This window comes from Pseudomonas sp. AU11447 (assembly GCF_001672555.2).
In the GTDB taxonomy this organism is placed as follows: Bacteria; Pseudomonadota; Gammaproteobacteria; order Pseudomonadales; family Pseudomonadaceae; genus Pseudomonas; species Pseudomonas nitroreducens.
The window spans coordinates 1-2,478 of sequence record NZ_LZDG02000095.1 but is presented as its reverse complement, the minus strand read 5'-3'; the positions used below and the strand labels follow the sequence as shown (position 1 = coordinate 2,478).

Sequence of the window (2,478 nt, the reverse complement as noted above, 5' to 3'; positions counted from 1 at the left end):
CGGGAGCAGCAACCCGCACGAAGCGGCCGCCGCGATGCGCCAGGCTCGGGCGATGATGGAGAAGTTCGGCCTCGGAGAGGCTGATGTCGCGCTCTCTGAGGTCTGCGAGCACAGCGCGGCCAGCGGCTCCAAAATGACCCCGGCGCAGTGGGAGGCATCGCTAGCTCACACGGTGGCGCAGGCTTACTCCTGCCAGATGCTGTTCATCTCGTTTGCAGGCCAGTGGCGGTTCATCGGCGAGATGGCCGAGGTCGCTGGGTACACGATGACCATCCTCCTGCGCCAAGTGCGCAAAGCCCGTCGCGACTACATTGCCAGCGAGCTGAAGCGCTGCAAGCCGGCCAACAAGACCAAGCGCGCCGACATGTTCTGCGAAGGCTGGGTGTGGGCCGTCCGCAAACAGGTCAACCAGTTCGCCGGGAATGCCAAGCCGTCCGAAGCAACCGGGGCCTACATGCTCAAGCACTACCCGAGAACGGTGGAGAGCCAGCCCATCGACCGGAACAGCAAGAGCGGCAACTTGAGTCAGCGCGACATGCGCGATGCGGGCAGAGGCATCGACGCAGCCGACGACGTGCAGCTCAACCACGGTGTCGGCGGCTCCGCACCGCTGGCCCTGACTTGAGGTGAACATGGCCAAGCCACGCACTGACAAGGTTCGCCGGCAGGACGCCAACCGCCAGCAGCGCCTACGCGACCGCGAGGCCGCACACAAGCAAGCGGTAGGGTCGGAGAAGATCAAGCTTGAAATCTACGCCGGCACTCGCACCGACATAGACGACATGTGCCAGGTCGGCGGCTTCGAAGAAGAAGCCGAGGCCATCACTCTCGGCCTCCGATACCTGGGCAACATGGCGCGGAATGAGCCCGAGCAATATCGCCGCGCCCTCAACCCGAGGAACCTGGTATGAGCAGCAAAGGCCGCCAACTGATCCAGATCGCCCGCCGCCAGCTGGGCATGGAAGACGATACCTACCGCGCGCTCCTGGAGCGCGTGGCCGGTGTGTCGTCGTCCACCAAGCTGACCCCCCGCCAGATCGGCCGTGTGCTGGCCGAGCTGGAGCGCCTGGGCTGGCAGTCCACCGGCAAGCCGGCAGACCGCCCGGCCCCGCAGGTAGCTGATGATCGTCAGCGCCTAGTCAACAAGATCGAGGCGTTCCTCGCCGAGGCCAATCGCCCCTGGAGCTATGCCGAGGCGATGGGCAAGCGCATCTGCAAGGTCGACCAGATCGAGTGGATGGACTGCAAACAGCTGGGCAAGCTGGTCGCGGCCCTGGCCTATGACGCCAAGCGCAACGGGCGGCCGGTATGAACCTGGAGCAGGTACGCGACCAGCTTCCTGGGCAGGTCCTGGAGATTGCCCAGGTCGTCGGGATGAATGCGGCCCTGCGTCTGGTGAGTGAGCTGGGCGGTACGACCTGGGAGTTTTCACGCGGTAAGGGGCGGAACGGCCAGATCAAGGTCGCCGCCCTGGTGGACATCATCGGCGACGAGGCGGCCCAGCGTCTCACCGCCCGCCTTGGCGGCGAAACCATCTACATCCCTCGCTGTGACGCGGCCCTGCGCCGGCTCCGCGACTTGGAGATTCACCGCCAGTTTGAGCAGGCAGTCCGGGAAGGCGTAGGCGCTCGGGTAGTCGTTGCAGAACTGGCGCGAACTTATCAGCTCAGCGACCGTCGTATCTGGATCATCCTTGACCAGGTGCTGCCGCCAGCGCTCGACAGCACGCCTGACCTCTTCGACTAAGCCCCGCACTCGCGGGGCTTTGTCTTTCTGCTGAACCCCTTCCTCTAAATCCGGCGTCGCCAAGTCAGCACCATGGCGGCATGGACACTCTCCCGAAACATCACGCCCCCTGCAGCCCGCGCGAGTACGCCGCGCAGGTCTTGGCCGAATCGAGCCTGGAGCGCCGCCGCCTTCTGATGGAGCGCTGCCCATCCCACTGGCGCGACCTGGTGGAAGAGCACGTTCGAACCGGCTGGGCGCATATCCAGGCCTACCGCCAATTCATCAGCGGCCGCCGCCGCTCGATGACCGAAGGTCCGCAGCCTGCACCGCGCCGGGATGACACCAGCTACCGCATCAGTGACTTCAAGAAGTCGGCGCCCGAGGTGGGCAACCGCGAGCTGGCCAAGCTCAAGGCCCTGGTGGGAGGTGGCAATGGGGATTAAGACTCGCGTGCTGGCAGTAGCGCTGAGCGTTGCCACGCCCCTGGTGGGCTACTTCGAAGGACGCAACCTGCTCGCCTACATCGATCCGGTGGGCATCCCGACCATCTGCGACGGCTGGACCCGAGGCGTAAAGCTGGGCGACCAAGCCACGCCGGAAGAGTGCGATGCCTTGACCCGCAAGGGCCTGGAGGAAGCCGCCAAGGTGTTCGGAGCGTGGGTGCCCCAGGACGTCATCGACCGATTGCCAGCCAAGACCATCGCCGCCTTCCTGTCCTTCATCTACAACGTCGGCCCCGGTGGGCCGGGC

Annotated in this window: 6 protein-coding genes; all 6 read left to right on the top strand. The window is 65.4% G+C overall.

Annotated features, from left to right (window positions below):
• Nucleotides 1-625, top strand: a 625-nt coding sequence (locus tag A6723_RS30770; protein ID WP_064979913.1) for a DUF2786 domain-containing protein, incomplete at its 5' end; no start/stop codon positions are given.
• 7 nt (nucleotides 626-632) lie between these two features.
• Nucleotides 633-911 (top strand): hypothetical protein, encoded by a 279-nt coding sequence (locus A6723_RS30765; RefSeq protein ID WP_054906984.1) that lies wholly within the window; start codon nucleotides 633-635, stop codon nucleotides 909-911.
• Complete coding sequence (locus tag A6723_RS30760; protein WP_024767763.1) at nucleotides 908-1,312, top strand: gp16 family protein; 405 nt, start codon at nucleotides 908-910, stop codon at nucleotides 1,310-1,312. Before A6723_RS30765 ends, A6723_RS30760 begins: the two co-directional genes overlap by 4 nt.
• The gene (locus A6723_RS30755) at nucleotides 1,309-1,746 is read left to right on the top strand and encodes a Mor transcription activator family protein (RefSeq protein ID WP_054906983.1); all 438 of its coding nucleotides are present in this window, start codon (nucleotides 1,309-1,311) and stop codon (nucleotides 1,744-1,746) included. Before A6723_RS30760 ends, A6723_RS30755 begins: the two co-directional genes overlap by 4 nt.
• Before the next feature lie 80 nt (nucleotides 1,747-1,826).
• A complete protein-coding gene (locus A6723_RS30750; RefSeq protein WP_054906982.1) occupies nucleotides 1,827-2,171 on the top strand; it encodes a hypothetical protein in 345 nt (114 codons plus the stop codon).
• The coding region (locus A6723_RS30745; RefSeq protein ID WP_064979912.1) for a glycoside hydrolase family protein at nucleotides 2,161-2,478 on the top strand (318 nt) is incomplete at its 3' end. The genes A6723_RS30750 and A6723_RS30745, both read left to right, overlap by 11 nt.

Excerpts from the sequence above, each read along its gene's own strand:
- A6723_RS30765 (WP_054906984.1), top strand. The coding sequence starts at position 633 with ATGGCCAAGCCACGCACTGACAAGGTTCGCCGGCAGGACGCCAACCGC.
- A6723_RS30760 (WP_024767763.1), top strand. The coding sequence starts at position 908 with ATGAGCAGCAAAGGCCGCCAACTGATCCAGATCGCCCGCCGCCAGCTG.
- A6723_RS30755 (WP_054906983.1), top strand. The coding sequence starts at position 1,309 with ATGAACCTGGAGCAGGTACGCGACCAGCTTCCTGGGCAGGTCCTGGAG.
- A6723_RS30750 (WP_054906982.1), top strand. The coding sequence starts at position 1,827 with ATGGACACTCTCCCGAAACATCACGCCCCCTGCAGCCCGCGCGAGTAC.